The 20,957-nt window shown below is 60.0% G+C and carries 18 protein-coding genes and 1 pseudogene; 4 read left to right on the top strand and 15 right to left on the bottom strand.

What is annotated here, in order from left to right:
• Positions 1 to 41: 41 nt before the first annotated feature.
• The 7 genes from JQ575_RS07295 to JQ575_RS07265 all read right to left on the bottom strand — a co-directional run bounded on the left by JQ575_RS07295 (position 42) and on the right by JQ575_RS07265 (position 7,215).
• Positions 42 to 752 (bottom strand): ABC transporter ATP-binding protein, encoded by a 711-nt coding sequence (locus tag JQ575_RS07295; RefSeq protein WP_212032542.1) that lies wholly within the window; start codon positions 750 to 752, stop codon positions 42 to 44.
• Positions 742 to 1,461: an ABC transporter ATP-binding protein gene (locus JQ575_RS07290; protein WP_212032541.1), complete on the bottom strand. Its 720-nt coding sequence runs from the start codon at positions 1,459 to 1,461 to the stop codon at positions 742 to 744. The genes JQ575_RS07295 and JQ575_RS07290 overlap by 11 nt, the downstream gene beginning before the upstream one ends.
• Positions 1,462 to 1,463: 2 nt before the next feature.
• Positions 1,464 to 2,537 (bottom strand): branched-chain amino acid ABC transporter permease, encoded by a 1,074-nt coding sequence (locus tag JQ575_RS07285; protein WP_212032540.1) that lies wholly within the window; start codon positions 2,535 to 2,537, stop codon positions 1,464 to 1,466.
• Between the two features lie 12 nt (positions 2,538 to 2,549).
• Entirely contained in the window at positions 2,550 to 3,416 is an 867-nt protein-coding gene (locus JQ575_RS07280) for an ABC transporter permease subunit (RefSeq protein ID WP_212032539.1), read from the bottom strand.
• A gap of 110 nt (positions 3,417 to 3,526) precedes the next feature.
• Positions 3,527 to 4,765, bottom strand: a complete 1,239-nt coding sequence (locus tag JQ575_RS07275; RefSeq protein ID WP_409364768.1) for an urea ABC transporter substrate-binding protein — start codon at positions 4,763 to 4,765, stop codon at positions 3,527 to 3,529.
• Positions 4,766 to 4,798: 33 nt separating this feature from the next.
• On the bottom strand, positions 4,799 to 5,797 hold the full coding sequence (locus tag JQ575_RS07270) for an acetamidase/formamidase family protein (protein WP_212032538.1): 999 nt from the start codon (positions 5,795 to 5,797) through the stop codon (positions 4,799 to 4,801).
• 17 nt (positions 5,798 to 5,814) lie between these two features.
• A complete protein-coding gene (locus tag JQ575_RS07265; protein WP_212032537.1) occupies positions 5,815 to 7,215 on the bottom strand; it encodes an amidase in 1,401 nt (466 codons plus the stop codon).
• A gap of 375 nt (positions 7,216 to 7,590) precedes the next feature.
• Here JQ575_RS07265 and JQ575_RS07260 point away from each other — a divergent pair, with 375 nt between their 5' ends.
• Together JQ575_RS07260 and JQ575_RS07255 are read left to right on the top strand one after the other, a co-directional pair.
• Positions 7,591 to 7,986 carry a transporter substrate-binding protein gene (locus JQ575_RS07260; protein WP_249166487.1) on the top strand — a complete coding sequence of 132 codons (396 nt, stop codon included), beginning with the start codon at positions 7,591 to 7,593 and terminating at the stop codon, positions 7,984 to 7,986.
• On the top strand, positions 7,983 to 8,570 hold the full coding sequence (locus tag JQ575_RS07255) for an ANTAR domain-containing response regulator (protein ID WP_212032536.1): 588 nt from the start codon (positions 7,983 to 7,985) through the stop codon (positions 8,568 to 8,570). The genes JQ575_RS07260 and JQ575_RS07255 overlap by 4 nt, the downstream gene beginning before the upstream one ends.
• 12 nt (positions 8,571 to 8,582) lie before the next feature.
• On the opposite strand, the gene JQ575_RS07250 is transcribed toward JQ575_RS07255, so the two are convergent.
• The 3 genes from JQ575_RS07250 to JQ575_RS07240 all read right to left on the bottom strand — a co-directional run bounded on the left by JQ575_RS07250 (position 8,583) and on the right by JQ575_RS07240 (position 10,781).
• Positions 8,583 to 8,888 (bottom strand): putative quinol monooxygenase, encoded by a 306-nt coding sequence (locus JQ575_RS07250; protein ID WP_212032535.1) that lies wholly within the window; start codon positions 8,886 to 8,888, stop codon positions 8,583 to 8,585.
• Between the two features lie 1,032 nt (positions 8,889 to 9,920).
• Positions 9,921 to 10,184, bottom strand: a complete 264-nt coding sequence (locus JQ575_RS07245; RefSeq protein WP_212032534.1) for a hypothetical protein — start codon at positions 10,182 to 10,184, stop codon at positions 9,921 to 9,923.
• Positions 10,185 to 10,541: 357 nt separating this feature from the next.
• Positions 10,542 to 10,781: a hypothetical protein gene (locus JQ575_RS07240; RefSeq protein WP_212032533.1), complete on the bottom strand. Its 240-nt coding sequence runs from the start codon at positions 10,779 to 10,781 to the stop codon at positions 10,542 to 10,544.
• 399 nt (positions 10,782 to 11,180) lie between these two features.
• Here JQ575_RS07240 and JQ575_RS46385 point away from each other — a divergent pair, with 399 nt between their 5' ends.
• Positions 11,181 to 11,342 (top strand): DUF3551 domain-containing protein, encoded by a 162-nt coding sequence (locus tag JQ575_RS46385; protein WP_212032618.1) that lies wholly within the window; start codon positions 11,181 to 11,183, stop codon positions 11,340 to 11,342.
• Between the two features lie 60 nt (positions 11,343 to 11,402).
• Here the strand turns inward: JQ575_RS46385 and JQ575_RS07230 are convergent, their stop codons facing one another.
• From JQ575_RS07230 to JQ575_RS07215, 4 genes are all read right to left on the bottom strand, one after another.
• A complete protein-coding gene (locus JQ575_RS07230; protein ID WP_312015897.1) occupies positions 11,403 to 12,533 on the bottom strand; it encodes an ATP-binding protein in 1,131 nt (376 codons plus the stop codon).
• Between the two features lie 324 nt (positions 12,534 to 12,857).
• On the bottom strand, positions 12,858 to 13,535 hold the full coding sequence (locus JQ575_RS07225) for a response regulator transcription factor (RefSeq protein WP_212032531.1): 678 nt from the start codon (positions 13,533 to 13,535) through the stop codon (positions 12,858 to 12,860).
• Between the two features lie 353 nt (positions 13,536 to 13,888).
• Complete coding sequence (locus tag JQ575_RS07220; protein ID WP_212032530.1) at positions 13,889 to 15,151, bottom strand: efflux RND transporter periplasmic adaptor subunit; 1,263 nt, start codon at positions 15,149 to 15,151, stop codon at positions 13,889 to 13,891.
• Positions 15,148 to 18,339 carry an efflux RND transporter permease subunit gene (locus tag JQ575_RS07215; protein ID WP_212032529.1) on the bottom strand — a complete coding sequence of 1,064 codons (3,192 nt, stop codon included), beginning with the start codon at positions 18,337 to 18,339 and terminating at the stop codon, positions 15,148 to 15,150. Before JQ575_RS07215 ends, JQ575_RS07220 begins: the two co-directional genes overlap by 4 nt.
• Before the next feature lie 435 nt (positions 18,340 to 18,774).
• On the opposite strand from JQ575_RS07215, the pseudogene JQ575_RS07210 reads away from it, so the two are divergent.
• A pseudogene (locus tag JQ575_RS07210) lies at positions 18,775 to 18,927 on the top strand (alpha/beta hydrolase); the annotation flags it as partial.
• Between the two features lie 207 nt (positions 18,928 to 19,134).
• Here the strand turns inward: JQ575_RS07210 and phaC are convergent.
• Positions 19,135 to 20,853 carry a class I poly(R)-hydroxyalkanoic acid synthase gene (gene phaC / locus JQ575_RS07205; protein ID WP_212032528.1) on the bottom strand — a complete coding sequence of 573 codons (1,719 nt, stop codon included), beginning with the start codon at positions 20,851 to 20,853 and terminating at the stop codon, positions 19,135 to 19,137.
• Positions 20,854 to 20,957: the final 104 nt, after the last annotated feature.

Raw genomic sequence — 20,957 nt, 5'->3', positions numbered from 1 at the left:
CTCTTGCTTTCGAGCAAGTTGCTCGCCAAACGCTACGCGCATCACAACAACAGCTGCGCACGGACATTGTCCGCTGTCACGTCCTCGCCGGTCAGCGATCGCGTGATCTTGCCCTTCTCCATGATGTAGCACCGCTCGGCGATCGCCATGATCGTATCGAGATTTTGCTCGACGAAAACGATCGTCGTCCCAAGTTCAGTGCGGAACGACTTCAACGCTTCGCAGATGTGCTGCACGATCGACGGCTGCACGCCCTCGGACGGCTCGTCGAGAATCATCAGCGTCGGGTTTCCGATCAGAGCGCGCCCGATGGCGAGTTGCTGTTGCTCGCCCCCCGACATGGTGCCCGCGATTTGCCGCCGGCGCTCCTTCAACCGCGGAAAGTATTCGTAGACAAGTTCCGGCAGCTTCTTTGCCTTCGGTCCGCCGATCAATTCGCCAACCTGCAGGTTCTCCTCGACGCTCATCTGCGGGAACACATCCCGTCCCTGCGGGATGTAGCCGAAGCCGGCGCGGGCCCGGGCGTCGGCCGGCAGCAGTGTTATGTCCTGGTCCATGAAAGTGATCGTGCCCCGCCACGTTTCAAGGAGCCCGATCAGGCATCGCATCAGCGTCGACTTGCCTACTCCGTTGCGGCCGATCACGCCAACAATCTCGCCGCGGGAGATCGTCATGTTCACGCCCTGGAGGATCGGCGTGGCGCCGTAACCCGCCCAGAGTTCCGACAGTTCAAGGATTCGATCAGTGGACATGTGTCTTGCCCAGGTAAATTTCGGCTACTTTCTCGTCCTGAATGATCGCCTCAAGACTTCCGCGCGCAAAGATCTTGCCGAGATGCAGCACCGTTACGCGTTGGGCGATCTGACGCACAAACGCCATATCGTGCTCGACGACCAGGACCGTCATGCCTTCGGCGTTGAGTGACTGGATGAGTTCACCCGTCCTGAAGGTCTCCTCCGGCGACATGCCGGCCGTCGGCTCATCCAGAAGCAGAAGCTGCGGCTGCAATGCCAGCGCCATCCCGATCTCGAGCCATTGCTGCTGGCCATGCGAGAGAGCCCCGGCGAGCTTGCCGCTGTCCGGCGCCAGATTGAGAAGCTCGAGCAGCCGATCTTCCTCAACGACCCGTTTGGCGCCGGAAAGGCGTTTCTGAAGCGCGATCTGGATATTTTGCCGGACCGGCAGCTCCTTGAAGACGCTGGGCGCCTGCATCTTGATGCTCATGCCCCGTTGCACCCGGGCAAAAGGTCGCTCTTCGGTGATGTCGATCGAGTCGAACAGGATCGTGCCCCTGGTCGGCGGATAAAGACCGACAATCAGCTTGAACAATGTGCTCTTCCCGGCCCCGTTGGGACCGATCAGACAGTGCACCTCGCCGACATTCACGGTCAGGTCGACATCGGAAACGGCGGTCAGTCCACCGAAACGTTTTGTCACACCCTTCACATCGACCAGCGCCATGGTTAGGTCTCGTCCGGTTGCAGGCGGCTGGTATCCGCCAAAGCGAGTTTCGAGCTGCGCTGCCGGCGCGCGCTCCATCGATCCGCGACAAGCTTTCCGACACCAAGCACAAAGCCCTGCGGCGCCAACATCACCGTCGCTAGCAGAAGGGCTCCCATCAGCACCAGCGCGGCCTGCTGGCTATAAACCGTGATGGTCTGAAAGCCGAACAGCAGCAGGAACGAGCCGACCAGCGTTGCCGTCAGGTCGCTGCGCCCGGAGAATGCGACCCACACAATTGGCATGGCGGCCGCCGGCAACCCGATGCTCGATGGGGTGATGAATTGACCCCAGGACGTGTAGAGGGCGCCACTTAAGCCCGCGAGCCCGCTTCCGATGGTGAATGTGAGCAATTGATATTTGCGGACATCGTAGCCGAGCATTTCGGCGCGCTGCGGGTTCTCACGCGTGGCGACGATCACGTTGCCGATACGCGAATTGACCAGCATACGCAGCGCGAGGTAAACGATCACGATCAGCGCCACCATCACGTAATAAAGCGCAACCCCCTCGATGTAGAAATCGCCGATGGCAAGCGGATCCATGCCCTTCATGCCGTTGAAGCCGTTCAGCCGTGCGGAGCCGATACGCCATTCCGGCCCGGCCGTCTGCCCAAGGAAGAACGCCAGCACCAGCGTCGCCGACAGGGTCACGATACCAAAGAAGATTCCGCTGATGCCGCCCCAGATCATGAAGTAGCCGAGGATACCGGCCGCGATCATCGCAATGATGATCGACAGGACGAGCGCGACGATCGTCGTCGATCCACCTCCCATATTGATGGCCAGCACGCCATAGGCGTAACCTGAAATGCCGAAGAAGAGCGTCTGGCCGAACGACAGCATGCCGCCATATCCCCACATCAGGCAGAGACCGAGCGCCATGAAGATCCAGATGAAGAAATAGGAGAAGTTGCCGACATCATAGGAGTCCGCAAAGACCGGATAGATCAGCGCAGCTGCCAGCACGACAAGGAAGCAGGACCAAAAGGTCGGTCCGCGTCCCAGGGTCTGCGAACCATCAAGCAACTTGAACATCAATTCTCCCGCTTAGCGGCCGCGACGGACCAACACACTGGAAATGCCTTCCGGCAGGACGCGAATGATCAGGATGACCGCAAACAGCATGCCGATCTGGCCGATGATCTGCCCATAGCTCGCATTCAGGGCCATTCGAATGATAGCCAGGAAGACCGCAGCCGGCGCCGTTCCGAGCAGAACATTCGCCCCGCCGACGACGACAGTGACGAAGCTCTCCACCACAAACGTGGCCCCCATGGTGGGGATCAACGTCATGGTCGGCGCGTAAAGCGCGCCACAAAGACCCGCAAGCCCCGCGCCGATGCCGAAACTGATTGCATAGATGCGTCCCGTGCGCGCGCCGAGCGCCCTGGCCATCGCGGCGTTCTGCATCGTCGCCCGGGCCAGCACGCCGAAACGCGTCTTCATGAAGGTCACATAGAGGCCGAGCAGCACGGCGACTGCGCAGGCAAACAGCACCAGGCGATACGTCGAGAACGTATAGCCGCCGATCGCGAAGCTGCCCTCCGGCGTGCCGATCCCCGTGATCGACGAGCCGACGATCAGCAGCATCGATTGCGTGACGATCAGGCTGAGGCCCCAGGTCGCGAGCAGGGAATCCAGCGGCCTCTTGTAGAAACGCCGCACCACGAGGTATTCGACGGCAACGCCGATCAATCCGGCCGTCAACGCGGCAAGCGCCTGGGCAATCGGAAGCGGCACGCCGAGCTTCACCAGTCCGACCGTCACATAGGCGCCGCACATGATGAATTCGCCGTGCGCCATGTTGATGACGCCCATCATACCGAACACGATGGCAAGGCCTGCCGCCGAGAGGATCAGAAACGCGAAGACGTCGGCGAACTGATAAAAGACCGAGAATAGTTCAGCCGACATCCTGTCCTCCTGCCCCTTCATGGCGCCGCACCGTTGCGGCAACCATGCAATTCAACGCCATGACGCGAATGGGCACGATTGCAGGAGCAAGTTTCGTGCCCATCAATGTGTCACGACTTCTTGGGAAGGTGACTGGGCGTGTACTGGTCCTTGTCGTTCTTCTTGGTGAGGTCGCAGCCGATCTCACCGAGCCAATACGGCTTGATCGTTCCGTAATCCTTCTCGACCTTGACCTCATGCTGGGGACCAACGGAAATCAAACGCATGCGGTGGGACGTGTGCTGGCTCTTCGGGTCGATGCAGACCTGGCCTTCGGGCGCTTCGATGCAGGCCTCGCCCGTCGCGATCACCTTGCGCATGTCCTCGAGCTTGATCGACTTCGCCTTCTCGACCAGCATTTTGTACATATAGAGGGTATTGTAGGCGTTGTAGCCCATGTCGTTGATGTAGAGCTCGTCGGCGAACTTCGCGCGCCAGCGCTTTTTGAAATCGTTGGCTTCAGGCGTATCGATCTCCTCGAACCAGTTCGCGGTCGCATGCATGTTGTTGAGCGCCGGCGGCTTGAACCGCTTGTGCTCGAAGCCGAGCATGACCTTGATCGACGATCCCATCGGCAAATTGAGTTTGGCTGCGGCGGCCTGTTCGAAGAACGAGTCCTGGGCGGCGCCGACATTGATCGTCAGGATCCAGTCCGGCTTTGCCTTCTGGATGTTCTGGATCGTCTGCGCGAACTGTGAAACGCCGAGCGGAATGAACTCTTCGCCGACGACCTCGCCGCCGAGATCCTTCATGATCTTCCGGTTCCACTCCGCCGAAATCTGACCGAAATTGTAGTCGGCGGCGATGACGTAGACCTTCTTGCCGAACTTATCCACCATCCAGGGGATCAGCGTAGAGAACTGCTGCTCGGGCACCGCCCCCATGCTGACCATGCTGGCATCGCACACGCCGCCTTCATACTGGTTGGTATAGAAGTACGGCGTGGTCGTCCGGTCGATGATCGGCCGGATGGCTTCGCGCGAAGCGGAGGTGATGCCTCCGATCAACACATCGACCTTGTCGCGGCTGAGCAGACGTCGCGCAAATTCCTGATAGCGGGCGTTGTCGCCCTGCGGATCGAGATGGATGAGTTCGATCTGCCGTCCGAGAATGCCGCCCTTCTTGTTGATTTCTTCGACGGCAAGCTGCGAGCCGCGGAGTTTCGGCATGCCCATGAACGCGAGATCGCCGGAGACGTCTTCGAGCAGGCCGACCTTCAAGGCGGGCTCCGCTGCCTGGACGGCACCGAATGCCGCCATCCCGAGTATGGCACCAAGAAGCGCCGTTCTGAGCCGTTGTCCTGACTTCATTTAAATATCCCCTTCGTTGGAAGCTGGTGGAGTTCACGCCTTGAGATAATTTTTCAGGATTGATGCACCCATCGTGTATTTCGGGTCGACCATGTTGCCGAGCCGCATTCGCCCGGCCTGGCTGAGCAGCATGTACGCGTCGATTTCATCGAAGCCGTAATCCGTGCTCATCCATCGCGTGAGTTCGCGATAGGCGATACGTGCCGCATCTTCGAGCGGCCGGGCGCTGCCGATCGTCATGATGAAGTCGCGGGTCTCCAGACGCGGCCAGGCGAAAGTCCAGTTCTTGATTAGATCGACCTGGAGCGTGACCGTCGCGCGCTGCTCGAGCGCCACACCGGAGAGTTCGCCGTCACCCTGCGTGGCATGGCAGTCACCGACGTAAAGAAATCCGCCTTCGGTATGCACGGGCAGGTAAAGAACGGCCCCGGGCCCGACATCGGGCAGGTCCATGTTGCCGCCGTGATAGTCCGGCTGCAGGGAGGAGATCGCCTCGATCTCGGGCGACACCCCGATCGTGCCGATGAACGGCTCGTAGGGCAGCGTGATCTTGTCGCTCCATCGCACGCCGTTCCTGTCGACATGCAGCTTCCGGACACGTTCGGGCAGCGGCGGGTTCAGCATCGCCGTGGAACTGGTCCCGACCAGCCCGCCGAACTCGGGGATGATGCAGGTCGTTCCGGCCGGCTGTTCGCCGCGCGTCTCGACGTCACGGATATAAACCGCGAGGCAATCGCCCTTTTTTGCGCCCTTGACCGCAATCGGACCGCATTGCGGATTGAGGTACGGAAAGTTCAGCTTTGCCGTGGGACTGTCGCTTTCGCTGGTGAGTGCGCCGCCGAAAGCGTCTTCGGTTTCGACCACAACGACCGCTCCGGGATCGATCGACAAGGTCGGCTTCGCGTAGGGCCCATAGACGTAGTGAAAGCTTCCCTGCTGCTCGATCGTCAGGCTATGCCGTGCGCCGGCCACGCCCTTGGCGACGGCTCGCTTGGCCATGATGGAACTCGTCAACCAATCTTCTGCTGTCATGCAAACGGTTCCTTTGATCAGAGGGCGGGATGGCGTGTGTGCCAATCGGTGACGCGCTGGAACGCGTCGCCGGCACGGACGAGACCCGCTTCATCGAAGTGGCGGCCGACAAACTGGAACGCGACCGGTCCGCCGCCGGGAGCGAAGCCACCCGGAAGCGTAATGGTCGGGCTTCCGGTCATGTCGAACGGACAGGTAAAGCGCAGCAATCCGGCAATCAGCGACGCGTCTTCGCCGAGCGCGGCCATCTTGGCGAGCGTGGGAGCGGCGAAAGCCTGGGCCGGTACCGCGATGAAATCGATCGTCTCGAACAGCATCCGTACCGCGCCGCGAAACGCTTCCCGTCGCAGCACGATCTTTTGATAATCGGCGCCAGATTGCGCAAGGCCGAGGTCGAGCAGTCCCGCAAGTCCGGGGCCATACTCTTCCTTGCGCGACGGATAGGTCGCCTCGTGCGCCACCGCGGCCTCGATGCCGCAAAGAGGAAACCAGTCATCGATGACGGCCTTGGGGTCCGGGAAGGTGACCTCGGTGATTTTCGCACCAAGGTCTGCCGCAACCCGCAGGCCCTCGCTCAAGACCTTACTGGCGGCCTCATCGGTGCCTTCGCTGGTCCAGCGCCGATCGACGCCGATCGTAACTCCCCGCAGATGACCCGGCAGGCCTGCGAGATAGTCCGGCACGGGCAATGGCACTGCCGTGGTATCCTTGGCATCCTGGCCTGCGATCACACCCAGCATTGCACCGCAATCGACCGCATTGCGTGCCATCGGTCCGATATGATCCAGCGTTGCCGCCAGTTCGAATGCTCCGTAGCGGCTGACCCGCCCCCAGGACGGCTTCAGCCCCGTGATACCGTTGGCCGCCGAAGGAAACCTGATCGATCCACCGGTGTCGGTTCCAAGGGATCCGAAGCAGAGACCGGCCGCCGTCGCCGAGCCTGAACCGCTCGAGGATGCGCCTGTCCACAATTCCGCGTTCCACGGATTCTTCGGCGGATCGATTTTTGGGTGGTGATCGGCGTAGGCGCCTTCGGTCTGCTGCAATTTGCCGAGGATGACCGCGCCCGCATCCTTCAGGCGCGCGACGACCGTGGCATCCTCGTCGGGACGAAAGCCACGATGGATGGTCATGCCATGCGCGGCCGGTGCACCCTTGACCCAACACAGATCCTTGATCGCGACCGGCACGCCGTGCAGCGGCCCCTTGATCTTGCCGGCCGCGATTTCCTTTTCGGCAACAGCCGCCTCCGCAAGCGCGGAATCAGCCATGACATAAGCGTAGCTTTTGAGCTTGCCATCGAGCCGCTCGATCCGGCCGAGCATCGCCCTCGTCACCTCAACCGGCGACAGCTTCTTCGCATGTATCTGCTGCCCGACCTCGACCAACCCGAGGTAACAAAGATCTGTCGCTGGCATGGCCTGTCGTCCCCACTCGTCCTGTCCGCACATCCACGGCCCGGTTACCGCGCATGCGTCACCGGCTTGGCGACGCGCATGCATCGCCAACTTCCTTTGCGACAAAAGAAAAAAGCCACCCGTCCCTCAGAATGAGGTGACGAATGGCTCTGATGCCGCGGCTATGATCTATCGCATGGACCCTGGGTCGAACGGAGCACCGAAAGCAGGGATCGGGACGTCATCGGCCCGATCGAAGCAAGCAAGGTTCGACAGGAAGCCCTGTGGGAGAAAGTCTAAGTTCCTGCCCTGTACATTGTCAACGAGAGAGGATGCACAAATTTCGCAGGCCTCATGCGCAGCAAATAAGCAAGACTTCCGGCACCGGCATCGGCGATGATAACTTCCTCAAGGCGTTGGAAGGCGCGCTACGGTGAAGCCAGCAGCCCCTCCGTCGACGGGCAATCCGCCTATGTCGCTGTCTATCTTTTGGCGCGCGCGCTCCGCCGGGCAGGCACCTCCAGTATTGGTGAGGTGCGGCGTGCGGCGGCTGGCTATCGCTACAACTCACCGCAAGGGCCGGTTTGGATCGACGGTGACAACAACCATTGCGTTCTTACGCCACGCCTGGCCGTCTCCAACGCGCACGGACAGTTTGATCTCTTCTGGGAAGCGGATGCGCCCGTTAAGCCGGATCCCTACCTGACGCAGCTCGACGTCGCCGCCGGACCTGCGCGCGAAACGTCAAGAAACGGATCATCAAGCGCGCCCCACTTACGGGTTGTGAAATGAGCAAACCGTCCTCATTTTCCCTCCGCGGACGCAGAGCCCTCGTCGCCATCAAGGATGAGCGCGATCTGTCGATCGTCAGGCGGCAGTTCGAACGCCTGGGAATCGATATCTTCATATGGGAGCCGGGTGACGCCCTCGAATGTCATCCAGACGTGGCGTTGATCGACGATGAATTCCTGCCACTCGCCTCGCCCGCGCACCGGGTTTTGCCTGGACGATGCCCCGTCATCGCCCTGCTCGGCACTGAAACACCAAGCCGGCTGAAGCTGGTATTGGAGCTTGATCCCGCGTCGTTTCTCGTCAAACCGCTGCGTTCGGCGGGCATTTACGCGGCGCTCGTCATGGCGTTCGAGCGAACCGAACGCACCAACGAGTTGAAGCAACAAGTCATCAAACTGGAGGAGCGCCTTCGCTCGCGAAGGGTCGTGCTGGCTGCCGTCCTCCAGGTGATGCATTCGCACGCCGTCGCCGAACCCGCCGCTTTTGCGCTGATCCGGCGAGCCGCCATGGAGCAGCGCAAGACAATCGAGCAGATGTCGGCCGAGATCGCGGCAAGCGGGAGCTTACCCCGCGCGACCGGATAGCGTCATCATCAGCTAGTCGTTGGACTTCGCGGAAAGTTCCGTACCGGTCACCAGCGTCACCTCGCCGTCGATCATGGGTTTGGCGATGCCGAAGAAGCGGGCGACGGCCTCGGAATTGTTGTGTCGATCCATCGCCGCACGGTCCAGATAGCGCTCGTATGTCGTGAACACGCACGAATCCGTCGCGTCCTGCGATATGTAGTAGCCAACGGTTTCCGGTTCGTTTGCACGAACGCTCTTGACGACTTCGAGTAGCGCTTCGCGCATGGCTGTCTCGTGCCCCCTCTTGACCCGGATAATCGCGGTGATGGTCAACACTCCGTTCTCCTGACTCACGAATGATCGGTGTAACGCGATCAACCTCCAGCCCGCGCGCGGCAAGGATGGATGCCCAATTTCCCGAAGTCCCTCAGATGGCCCATTCCGAGCTGTCCGCGGCGCGCAAGCATGCTCGCTCGAGTATATCTAGTTCAGCCTCCTCAATACCCGCAAGGCTGTTTCGATGAGCGATCATGCCGATGGGTCCGATCCACAGTTGTGACTGGTATCTTGCGCAAGAAGCGGCCGTTCAACAACAGATATAATTCTATTCTGTCAGCCACTGCCAAGCTTGGACGGGTCATCATAGGCAGGAGGGTCGTCGTGGTCGGTCCGCAGACCACCCGGAACGGAGTCGTCGCGATAAATGCGCACCCCATTCGGCGTGGTGGGACCCGGGATCACAGCCTGGCTGGGACGAACGGCGACATGTCGCGGTTTGACATGGTGCCCTCTTGCGGCGGCGTTCGCAGAACCACTGAGAGCAATAAAAAGGCATAATGCCAAGACAGGACGCATTACATTTTCTCCAATTTATCAGCGCCGCTCTCACGTAGCGCGCGGGCGACATCGCGGCCGGTCGGTTGCTCAAATCGGGGGCGATCGTGGCTGCCAAAGACGATCCCGGCTCTATGGCTTCAAACCGAGTGCACGGCGCGCCTGGCGTCACGCGGGGCTTATTGCCGGGGCGCTATCCAAGGTGACGATTTTCCACGATCGGCCACGCCTGGACCTCCGCGCTCCATTCTCGCATAAGCATTGCTTGCTGCATAAGCGTTGACGGCCCCGCCAGGTAGCTCCAGTCCCATTCTGCCAGCAGGAGTTAACGCACCTCCATTGAGCACATCCCGATTCGGGAACATCGCCTGAAACGCTCCGGGTTCTGAGATTGCGGCTTGCGCAAGTGCCGGGGTTATCGAAACGGTCGATAGCAGAGCTACCGCGACGAGCGCTTTGATTCTGGTCATGGTGTTCTCCATTTTCTATTCTGCGCGAGAATTCGCGCTGGCGCCCTCCCCCAGATTTTGATCCTTATTGGCATCGACAGATGTTCAGGCTCTTGTCGAGTTGCTCGTCGAGTTTGCGTTGCTCGGCATCGAACGCCGACATCTTCTGTTGCTCGATCTGCTCGGGGACAGAACCCGGCGAAAACTGACGCGCGCGCGGTTGCAGATGACCTATCGGTGCTTGGGGCATCGGAGCTAGCGCATTTGCCAGCGGCCGGGCATATCCAACTGGGCTGGAGATGACGACAGTGCAAACCACCGCCGTCATGGCTGGAAGACGTAACGACATTGATCACTCCCTGAGTTGCGCGCTGGGCCAATGATCGCAAGCAGCTCTGCTGCGCATTAAGTGGCTATGGAGAGGATAGGCCGGATAATCTCATACGCCCATTAAATACGAATTCATTCTTGGCTTCGCCGATTGCCGTGATCGACAGCAAGGTTCATCCGCAAGGCGTCAGGTACTGCGCAGACGACATTCAGTGTCGAAACGTTACCATTCGTTGTGGGTGACCGTCCGCTTGGCGCAGCAAATACACGCTCAAGAGCAATGTTGTCGGCGCCTGGGAACGCGGCTGCACCGTACGATCGCATCCGGGCGCCAGGGCGGCCCGAAGATCTGCCCTGGCGCTCGCCGCATTTCGACTCAGTACGGCCCGGGTTCGCAGGGGATATTGTCACCGGTCCAGGGTGCCGTAGCGAATGCGCCGACGCGCGGCGCCGGGATGCAGACTTGGCCATCAACATACCGAGCGGTCGCAAGGTCGCTCGCGTTGACGTTCTCTGTAGCATGCTGTCTGGCCATATGATGGTCGCGAGCCATGACAGGTGTTGCGAGCATGGCGGCAGCAATCATTCCAGCAGACAAGAGCTTGATCGTGGTCATTCAACTTCTCCATTGCGTGTGAAAGAAGCCAACGACATTTGGCTTCCACTATTCAGATGTGGATAGCTGTGATGGTTTTTAAACGGCACACTTGCTCACGATCATTCAACGCGTCGTGAGACATGAGCGCTATGACTTCTGACTCTGATTACACGACGATAGCAAAATCGTTCAAGACTTCGCGGCGATGGCAAACGGGAGAATGAATTTTTTTATAATCGATTTCGCCGCTGCCGCGCTCCACATTAGGATTGCCACAAGACAAAATGGACAAGACTCATGAAAACTATTCGGAGCATTGCGATCGCCTCGACAATCGCATTTTCGACACTGGTATTGGCGCCAGTCACTGGATCGGTGGCGGAGGCTGGGCCGGTCGTTCCGCCAGGTCACTAGTGCCTGTCATATGATGAGGGCGGGACTGATTGCAGCTTTACGAGCTATTCGCAATGCCTCGCATCCGCTTCCGGTCTTGACGCGGAATGCTACGGCAAGACCATTCGCGACGACGATGCCGACGGCTTGCCGGCTACTCAGCACCCCAACTCTCATGGCTACTGACTGAGGTACGCACCGGAATTCAGCATTGTCTCGCGGACCGTGACGATGCTGCGGCCCGGATCAATCCGGTTGATCGGGACAGGCAATCTCCACTTGGCAACCCGGCCCGGAATGGATCGTCATGCGAAAGCCATGTAGCCTTACGATCGCGGCGACCAGATTAAGACCAAGCCCGACACCCGGCGTATTTCGTATCTTGTCGGAGCGATAAAATCGCCTCAACACGGCCTCCCGCTCCTGTTCACCGATACCGCAGCCGGTATCGGTCACGCGAATAACGGGCTCGCTGCCGTCGCAAAGCAGCTTGATGCTCACTTTGCCGCCGTCCGGCGTGAACTTGATGGCGTTATCGACCAGGTTGGCGACCGCCTCAATCAACAAGTCACGATCGCCGCGCACGGTGAGAGGCCGCTCCACCTCGACCTGCAGCGCGATGTCCTTGTTTTCGGCGATCGGCTCATAGATGTCATGTACCTCGCGCAGCATGTCGTGCAGGTTGACGTTGCCAAAACCCGCGGACCGCCGGCTGTTCTCGATCTCCGCCAACCGCAACAGCGCGGTTATGATCGTCAGCGACTGATCGATGCCGGCGATGGCTTTGTCAACAACCGCCTGAAGCTGCTCCAGCGACGTTGCGTTGGTACGCCCACGTTCAAGCGCAAGACGGGCACGCGTGAGCGGCGTCCGCAAGTCATGGGCAATATCGTTACCGACGCCGGCCAATGCATGGATCATCGTCTCCATCTCATCGAGCATGCCATTGACGATGATCGCAAGCTTCGAAAGCGGATCGTCGGCGGTACGGTGCGGCAGCCGCTCCCGCAGGTCTCCGGCGATGATACGCCGAACCCGTTGGTTGACCTCCTCGACGCGCTTCTGCGCACGCACGCTAAGCCATGCGCCGGCCAGCAGGCAGAGACAGAATCCGGGCAGCAGGCCGAGCGCGAGCGCCTGCCCCACGACACGGGAAATTTCCCTGACCTCATCGACATTTCGTCCAATCACCAGCACGTCGCCGTCGCCCATCCGCCGCGCAATCGCACGGATCGTCTGATGTTCCCGGCCGCCTCGATCAATCCTGATGATGTCGACACCTTGTGGCGGCGCATCGATGTTGAGTCCGGCGGGCAGACTCTCCAGATTGCCCGTGATGCGGCGACCATCGGCGGCAAAGATCGCCGCGAGTTGCACGCCGCGAGGATCCTGCCGCAGGCGCTCGTCGATCGCCTCGAGGCGACGCTCAGCTGTCAGGCCGCCTAATCCGTCTATATGCGCTGATATCACGCGATCGGACCGCGTGATCAGATAGTCATCGATTGTCCAATAGATGAATCCGAACAAAGCCAGGATGAAGGCGGCAAGCACGCCCGCCACCATCAGCGTCCAGCGGAATGTATTCGAGCGTGCGAACTGCAGATCAAGCATCGGATTTCCGTCGCCCGGGATTCTCAGCCAGTACAGTATGAACAGCGGCGATCGACAGTGCATAGCCCCGGGGCGAACGGGCGATCGCCCTCAGGGCACAGCCTTAAGAATGAAGCCCGCGCCGCGGACATTGTGGATCATCGGTGGGTCGCCGGGCCCATCCACCTTGTGACGAAGGCGTCCCATATGCACGTCCACCAGATTGGTCGCGGGAACGAACTTGTAATTCCAGACCTCCTCCAGCAGCATGGCTCGCGTGAGCAATTGATCGGCGCGCCGCATCATGTACTCCAGCAGGCGAAATTCACGCGGCAGCAATTCGATCGCACGATCGCCGCGTTTTGCGGTACGTTCAATCAGGTCGATCTCCAGCGTCGCTACCTTGAGCGTGGTCTCGCGTGATTCCGCAGGCCGGCGCAGCAACGCTTCCATTCGGGCGACAAGTTCGACGATCGCGAACGGCTTCGTCAGGTAATCGTCGCCCCCCATTCGCAGTCCCCGGACGCGGTCGTCGACCGCGCCCAGCGCACTCAACACCAGCACGGGGGTGCGCACCTGTTCCTTTCTCAGAGTCTCGATCACGGTGAGACCATCCATTCCGGGCAACAGCCGGTCGACGATCATGGCGTCGGGCTGCGACGAACGTGCCTTGTCGAGGCCCTCGATGCCGTTGGCCGACCATTCCACATCAAAACCGCGATCCGCCAATTCGGCCTTGATTTCCTCAGCCGTTTCAGCGTCGTCTTCGATGAGGAGCACTTTTGCCATATGCCGCTTCTCGATTGCCGCAAAGCCATGCGCGTCCGGCAAGCCGGAAGCTTGACGTCTGCCAACTGCTATCAATGCCATAAGGTCAACCACTTGCAATGCCAAGGCCTAGCCCGGAATTGGATTCCCCGCCCGAAAGTTACCAAAGAGCCGGACGGCACAGCCAGCCTCACCGGGGGAGTGAGGCGTGGCGTGCGCCGTCCGCTCCGCGGCCAAGAGAGCCACCCCCTATGGGACAAGCGGGGTGAGCCGCGCGCAGGTGGATATAGTCGCGATAGATCGGCCGCACCATTAAATAGGATTTTATGATCGGCCGCCGGATGCGGCCGTTGCCTGCCTCATCCTGTCTGGGGTCAGGATACCTGTGTCACCTCGAGCTTGGTGCGCACCTTGCTGCCTTCAACCAAATCGACAGCAGGATTGAGGATGACCTGATCGCCCGGCTTGACACCGCTGTTGACCTCGACCTGCTGCCCGAGGTCGCGCACCACCGTCACCTTGCGCAGATGCACGACGCCATTCTCGACCACCGCAACTTGCAGCCCAGCTTTGTTGAAGATGACGGCGTCGGCGGAGACCGTGAAGCTTGGCGTCTTGCGCGGAATTTGCAGTTCGATGGTGCAGTAGATCCCGGGGGCCAGCGCCCCGTCGGAATTGGGAATATCGATTTCGGTCAGCAGGGTCCGGGAGCCGGGTTGCAACGCATCGGCGATCCGCGTCACCTTGCCGGGAAAGGTGCGATCCGGGATCTCGGGTACGTGCACGACGGCCTCAATTCCCGGTCGCAGCCCAAAGGCTTCGTCCTGAGGGACGAAGACCTGGGTCCGGATAACATTGCCTTGCATGATGGTGAACATGAAGGTGCCGCTGGTCGCATCGGCTTGCACGAGGCTGCCGACATCGATGTTGCGCTGGGTGATCACGCCATCAAACGGGGCGACCACGCGTTGATAGAGCTTCTGTTGATGCAACACCTGCAACTGGGCCTCCTCAGCCACCATATTGGCCTGTGCAACGGAGACGCCAGCTTCCTGCGCCTTCAAGGTTTGAATGTCGGTAGTGCCCTGCTGCGCGGTCAGCCAGCCCTGCTTCACCAACGGACCGTCACGATCCCAGGTCACCTTGGCGAGTTCGCGGTTTGCCTCGGCCTGCTGCAAGGCTGCCTTGAATTGGCCGAGCGTCGCCTCGGCCTGGGCGATCTGGTGATCCAGTTCGGGCGCCATGATTTCGGCCAGCAACTGGCCCGCCTTCACCCGGTCGCCGATATCGACTTCGCGCTTGTCGACATAACCGCTGGCCCGGGCAAAGACATTGGCAACCGAGAACGCCGATGTGGTCGCCGGCAAATTGACGACTTCCGTGCCGACGCTGGGTCGCACCGCCGCAACACGAACCTGCGGGACAAATTCCAGGCTTTGCTTCGCCGTCGTAACCACCTCGCGATGCTGCGCGTAATGGTTCCACGCCCCACAAGCCAGCGCCGTCATCAGAACAAGGGCAAGCCCGACATTCGAAAGCAAGCCAACCCGTCGTCTCTTGCCGGGCGGCAGTCTTGCCGGTCCGGTCTCCTGACCGCTTTCCGGCGGCTCAATATCCAAAGGACGATTGCAGTTCATTCCAGCACCTCGTCAAATACCCCGTGATGTACTTTGCCGTCGTTGCCTTTGCGCAGCATGGCGAAGAGATACGGAACAACCAGCAGCGTCGTCGGTGTCGCGAACAGCAACCCGCCGATCACCGCGCGCGCCAATGCCGCATTCTGCTCTTCGCCCGGCGCTCCGATTGCCATCGGAATCATACCGACGATCATGGCGGCAGCGGTCATCAGCACCGGCCGGATCCGCGTATGTCCGGCCTCGATGGCCGCCTCGAGCGCCGTCTTGCCTGCGAACTGCTGCTCGCGGGCAAACGTCACCAGCAGAATGGAGTTCGCCGACGCGACACCGACCGCCATGATCGCGCCCATCAGGGACGGCACGTTGAGCGTGGTCCCGGTGATGAACAGCATTGTGAGGATTCCGCACAATGTCGCCGGCAAGGCCAGGATAACCACGAACGGATCACCGAAATTCTGATAGTTCACGACCATCAACAGGTAGACAAACACCGCCGCGAACAACAGCCCGATGCCTAGATCAAGAAACGCTCCGTTCATGCTCTGTATCTGGCCAATCACCTGGATGGTGTTTCCAGGCTTGAGCTGCTTCTGCAGATCCGTCACGATGCTGCTGATCTGGCCGGCTACTCCGCCGAGATCACGACCCTGCACGCTAGCATAGACTTCATAGACCGGCTGGACGTTGGCCTGGTTGCTGTTGGTGGGAACGCTGCCACGCCTGAACGTCGTCACATTGCTGAGCAGGCCCGGCACGGGAACGTCGGTCAAGGATGACGAAATCCCGCTGGAAACCGGCGTATTGCGCAGATCGTTCAGCGAAGTGATCCTGCTCTCGGGTGTCTGGACCGCGAGATAATACGGAATACCCGATTTGGGATCGGTCCAGAAATTCGGTGTCACCTGCTCCGAGGAACTCAGGCTGACATTGACGTTGGTTGCGATGGTATTCGCATTAAGACCAAGCTGGGCAGCGCGCGTGCGATCGATATCGGCATAGAACGCCGGCGCATCGACTTCCTGCTGCAGGTGCGCATCGGCGATCCCCGGTATGGCCGCGATCCTTCGACGCAGCTCGTTCGCAACGCGCAGATTGTTGTCCTTGTCGTATCCCACGGTGCGGACGTCGATTTGCGCCGGCAGGCCGAAGTTGAGGATCTGGGTGACGATGTCTGCTGCCTGGAAATAGAACGTGTCTTCGGGGAACGCGGCAGGCAGCGCCTCCCTCAGCTTGCGCACATATTCGCTGGTCGGCTTGTGACCCTCCTTCAGCGACACCAGAATGACGCCGTCATTGACGCCGATGGTCGAGCCGTCCGTGAACGCCAGATTGTAGGCCCGCGCCGGCAGTCCGATATTGTCCACGATCAGGTCGCGCTGGTCTTCAGGTATGATTTCACGGGTCTTGTCCTCGACCTCCTGAAAGATCTTTTCCGTGGCCTCGATCCGCGTTCCGGCAGGCGCGCGCACATGAAGCTGGATCTGTCCACCGTCGATGGCCGGAAAGAAATCGCGGCCGACGAGCGGAAATGTGACGACTCCAAGCCCAAGCAGCAGCAACATGAACATCGGAATGACGTAACGATGCCTGATGAGTCCAGCGAGCGAACTCGAATAGCGGTGGCGCATGGCCTCGAAGTTGCGCTCGAACGCGGCATGGAAACGGGCAAACAAGCCCGCTTTTGTCGCGTCCGTCGGGCCGTGATTTTCGCCCTTGAGCAACAAGCCGATGACGATAGGCGTCAGCGTTCGAGACAGGCCGTAGGACGCCAGCATTGCGAAGACCACCGCCAGGCCCAGCGGCGTAAACAGATACTTTGCCGGCCCTTCGAGGAACACCACCGAGGTAAAGACGCAGCTGATGGCCAGCGTCGACACCAGCGTCGGAATGGCGATGCCGGCAGCGCCATGCAGCGTAGCCTGCGGCAGGGGCATTCCCTCTTCGGTAAGCAGCCGATGGGTGTTCTCGATCGTGACCGTGGAATCGTCCACCAGAATGCCGACCGCCAGCGCAAGCCCGCCGAGCGTCATCGTATTCAACGTCTCGCCGAGAAAATACAGCACGACCAGCGAAGTCAGGATCGAAAGCGGAATCGAGATCATGACAACCAGTGTCGAACGCCATGATCCCAGGAATAGCAGGATCATCAACGCCGTGAGGCCGGCCGCGATCGCGCCCTCGCGCAAGACGCCGGCAACCGATTGCTTCACGAATACCGACTGGTCGAACAACTCGTTGATTTGCATGCCCGGAGGTGCTGCGGCGCGCGCTGTCTGCAACGCATTATGCACGGCATTGACGACGCTGAGCGTCGATGCATTGCCGTTCTTGATGATGCTGAGCAGCACGGAGTGGCGGCCGTTCTGCCGAACCAGGTTTTGCTGCACCAACCAGCCATCATGAACCTGGCCGACGTCCTTTACGAAGATCGTGGCCCCGTTGACGACCTTGATCGGAATATTGTTGAGATCATCGATGGTCGCGGGCGTCGCGTTGGTCCGGACGGCATATTGCTTGTCCCCGAACTTTGCCGCGCCCGCCGGCAGCGTCAGGTTCTGCGTGTTGACGGCATTGACGACATCAAGCGGGGTAAGTCCCTTGGCGAGCAGCTTCGAGGGGTCCAGATCGACCATGATCTGGCGATATTTTCCGCCGGTGGGGGTCGGGAGAGTGATGCCGGGTATCGGCGCCAGCTGTTGGCGGATGCGATAGATTCCGTAATCGTAGAGTTGCTGTTCGTTAAGCGTGTCGGAACTCAAGCTGATCTGCAACACCGGTACGCTTGAAGCGTTGAATTGCACCACCAGCGGGGCCTGGATGCCCGGCGGCAGTAGCGCACGGATGGCATTGGTCGCCGAGACAATCTGCGCAATCGCGAGGTCGAGATTGACGTCCGGCTGAAAGTAGATTTTCTGCACCGAAAGTCCGGCAAGGGTCTGCGCCTCGATGTTCTTGATGCCGTTGACGTTTGAACTGATGGCGTACTGGCTGTAGGTGGTGACGCGCTGCTCCATCTCCGGCGTGCTGAGTCCGGTATAGCTCCAGATCACGGTCACGACGGGGATATTGATTTCCGGAAAGACGTCGGTCGGCGTCTCCCAGCATGCGACGGCACCAAGAAACAGGATCAGGGCGGCGACCACATAAAACGTGTGCGGAAATCTCAGGGCGAAGCGAACAATACCCATCCATCCATCCTCAGCTATGCCGTCTCACGACAAAACTGGTCACGCCCTGCGACGACGACCACGACACGAATGCAAATCGACGATGGCTTGCGAACGAAAGAGCGCGAGAACACAGTCATTTTATCTCCGCACAGATAGGCTCACGCGGCCGTGAGTTGCCGCAGGTCCGCTCGCGCGTTTCCCGAATGTATTTTCTTCTCGGAAGGTTCGCCCAAAGACATTCCTGACACGCAGATAGCTGTCAGGAATAGATTGAACATGGCGGCTTGGTGCCCCGTTCTCAATTAAAAACGAGTTTAGTGCCGCGTGATTACTTTCGTGTAACCGACAGTTATCGGGGAATGAGCCGCCCCACCCCAAATCGCATGCCTATTGAACCGCGCAGGAGCAATCCATGAGATTGACCTCGGTATTCTCGTATCCCCGAGTCATCTCGAAGATCGCACCATCAATCCGGACCTCGAGCGCTTCATGGCCAAGCGGATGGGCGCAGAGACCATCGAGGTGAAGGCCAGCCATCTCTTGCTGATCTCCCATCCCGACGAAATCACGCGGCTGATCCTCGGAGCCGCGGGGCAGCGAGCCTGACGAACGGCGCGGCCTCTGCGCTGCCGACAAGTCCCGCTTATCGGAGGCAATGCTGGAAGCAGAGGTGGCCGCCGGCTATCACCGAGCCGACCGCTCTCGAGATCGGCCAGGATGATCTCCTGGTCGATCCCCGCTTCCCCGACTACGCAACGGACAGAACCGATCGATTCACGGCCGCTGCTGCGAGTATCCCTCGTATTGATACTGTCAGTTCGCCTTCTCCTTCACGTATCGGCCAGGCGCGGCTTCACCGGGACGATAGAGGTTGCTGCCGAGTTGCGTGCGCGCAGGTAGTTGCTCTTCCGCCCGCGGCTTGAGCCAGGCAATCCAATCATTCCACCAGCTGCCGGGCTTTTCATCGGCGCCGGCCAGCCATGCCGCGGGATCTTCGCATCGATCGCTCGACAGCCAATAGCTTCGCTTGTTCTTCGACGCAGGATTGATCACACCGGCGATATGTCCACTCGCACCGAGCACAAAGCGAGTGTCGCCGCTGAACAGGCCCGTTGTTCGATAGGCGGATCGCCACGGCACGATATGATCCTCGACGGTCGCCAGAACATAGGCAGGCAGGTCGACCCGCCCCAAATCGACCGACGTGTTGCACATCGTCAGCCTGTTCGGTATCCGGAGATTGTTCTCCAGGTACATGTTCCTGATGTACCAGCAATACATCGGCCCCGGCAGATTGGTTACGTCGGCATTCCAGAACAGGAGGTCGAAACGCTCGGGCGCTTTCCCCTTCAGATAATTGTTGATCACGTTCGGCCATATCAGCTCTTTCGAGCGCAGGGTCTGGAAGACGAATCCGAGCTCGGCACCGCGGTAGATACCTCCATTGCCAATGGTCTGTTCACGCTGTCGCACGCTCTCTTCGTCCACGAATACGCCGAGATCACCCGGTTCGCGGAAATCGAGCATGGTCGTCAGCAGTGTCACGCTGGCGACCGATTCGTCGCCTCGGGTCCGCAGGATGGCGAGAGCAGATGACAGGATGGTTCCCCCGACGCACCAGCCGACGACGTTGACCTTGTCGGCGCCGGAGATTGATCGGGCGACCCCAATAGCGCGCATTGCGCCATGCTCGACGTAATCGTCCCATCCAAAATGCCCGCAGGAGGCATCCGGGTTACGCCAGGAAACGATGAACACCGTCATGCCGTGCTCGACCGCGAACCGGACAAAGGAATTGGCAGGCTGAAGGTCGAGAATGTAGAATTTGTTGATGCAGGGCGGCACGATCAGCAATGGTCGAACGGCCACCTGCTCCGTCGCCGGCTCATATTGGATCAGTTGAAACAGGTCGTTCTCGAATACGACGGCGCCCCTGGATGTCGCGACGTCCTTGCCGACCTCAAAGGCGCTCTCATCCGTGATCGTCAGGCTGCCCCGGCCCAGATCCGACATCAAATTGTCCATGCCTGCCTTGAGGCTCTGGCCTTCGGTATCCGTCGCAAGCTTGATGATTTCGGGATTGGTGGCGATAAAATTGGTCGGACTCATCGCCTCGACGAGTTGGCGCGTGAAGAAACGCAGCCGGTGCTTTTCCTTTTCGTCCAGATCCAGCGCTTCGACAAAGTCGGTGCAATAGCGCGAATTCAGCAGATAACATTGCTTGAGCAGATTATGGAGCGGATTGTCCCGCCAATCCGTGCCGTGAAACCTGCGGTCGCCGCGCGCAGGTTCGACGGCCGCTTGGCTCTGCACGCCCGCGGCCGATTTGATCACCTGTTCCGTGAGCTGGTACAGACGCATCAGATGGTCGGCCTGCAGTTCGGCGAGGCGTCCCGACGAGCTCAGCGCCGAGCTGGCGCCCGCACCGTTATGATCGGCGCTCGGTGTCCATCCCAGTGACCGCCACAGGCTCGCACCCGCCTTCATGAACCCTTCGACAAACTCGTCAGGCATATTGAATGGCCGATTCATCACGTCCCTCGCTCAGCAAGATTGAAAGCTTCGTTCGTTTCCGGTTTCGGGCCGCTTCTGTTCGGCGCCCTTGGTTGTCGTGCTATTGCCGCTCGCCATATCAG

This window comes from Bradyrhizobium sp. JYMT SZCCT0428, from assembly GCF_018131075.1.
In the GTDB taxonomy this organism is placed as follows: domain Bacteria; phylum Pseudomonadota; class Alphaproteobacteria; order Rhizobiales; family Xanthobacteraceae; genus Bradyrhizobium.
This window is presented reverse-complemented; position numbering and strand designations above follow the sequence as displayed.